Origin of the sequence: Xanthomonas sp. LF07-6, assembly GCF_034105445.1 — a bacterium.
GTDB lineage: Bacteria > Pseudomonadota > Gammaproteobacteria > Xanthomonadales > Xanthomonadaceae > Xanthomonas_A > Xanthomonas_A sontii.
This window is the reverse complement of the sequence record NZ_JAXGGI010000036.1, coordinates 1-1,325: the sequence shown is the minus strand read 5'-3', so window position 1 is coordinate 1,325 and position 1,325 is coordinate 1. Positions and strand designations below refer to the sequence as shown.

1 protein-coding gene is annotated in these 1,325 nt (G+C 71.7%); it reads left to right on the top strand.

Features of this window, described 5'->3' with window-relative positions:
- On the top strand, window positions 1-1,325 hold a 1,325-nt coding region (locus SLW56_RS20770), incomplete at both ends, for a non-ribosomal peptide synthetase (RefSeq protein WP_320695407.1).

Genomic DNA, 1,325 nt, shown 5'->3' with positions numbered 1-1,325 from the left:
CTGCTGGCCGATGCCGGCGTCGGCCACGTGCTTACCGAGGCCTGGCTGGCCGCGCAGCTCCCGCTGTCGGGACAGGTAGTGGTGACCGTCGATGCCGCCGATGCGCAGTCGCCGGCGGCATTCGCCAGCCCGGTCACCCGCGACAGCGCGGCGTACATGATCCATACCTCCGGCTCGACCGGACAGCCCAAGGGGGTGCTGGTCGAACACGGCGCGCTGGCCGACAAGCTGGCGGCGCTGGCGCAGCAGTACGGCCTGGACGAGCACGAGCGCGGGCTGCTGTTCGCCTCGATGAGCTTCGATGCCTCGTTGAGCCAGCTGCTGGCGCCGTTGTCGGTGGGCGGCAGCGTGGTGCTGCGTCCGGACGGCATGAGCGAGCCGGAGGCGGTGCTGGCGCATGTGCGGGAGCAGCGGGTGACCTGGCTGCACGTGGTGCCGGCCTACCTGCGGCAATTGCTGGAGGTGGAGGGCTGGGCGGACACCGCGCTGCGGCGGGTGAGCTGTGGGGGCGACGTGCTGGACCGGTCGCTGCAGCAGGCGTGGTTCACCGCGGAACGCGCCGGCATCGCGCTGTACAACTCCTACGGCCCGACCGAGGTGACGATCACTTCCAGCGTGCAGGCGGTCAGTGCCGAGCAGGCGGTGGTGCCGATCGGACGTGCGTTGCCGGGCGTGCGCTATTGGGTGCTGGACGCGCAGGGCCGGGTGCTGCCGCGTGGGGCGGTGGGCGAGCTGTGCATCGGCGGCAGTGCGCTGGCGCGCGGTTACTGGAACCGGGCCGAGCTCAGTGCCGAGCGCTTCGTGGAACGCATGCCGCTGCCAGGCCGGCCCGAACGGCTGTACCGCAGCGGCGACCGGGTACGCTGGAACGCGATGGGGGAGCTGGAGTTCATCGGCCGCAGCGACCACCAGGTGAAGGTGCGCGGACACCGCATCGAGCTGGGCGAGGTGGAGGCGGCGCTGCAGGCCTGCGTTGGCGTGGCGGCGGCGCTGGTCAAGGTCGAGCAGGACAGTCTGTGGGCGTATGTGGAGCTGGCGGGGGCCACGGCCGCGCAGGTGGAAGCGGCGCTGGCCGAGCGGCTGCCGGCCTACCTGTTGCCCAGCGGCTATGAGGTGGTGCGCCAATGGCCGCTGACGCGCAGCGGCAAGATCGACCGGGCGGCGCTGGTGCGGGGCCAGGGAACGGCTGCCCGGCGTGCGCCGGCCAATGCGGTGGAGCAGGCGTTGCTGGAGATCTGGACGGCGTTGCTGAAGCGCGAGGACCTCGCGGTGAGCGACAACTTCTTCCAGAAGGGCGGTCACTCGTTGCTGGCGACGCGCCTGGC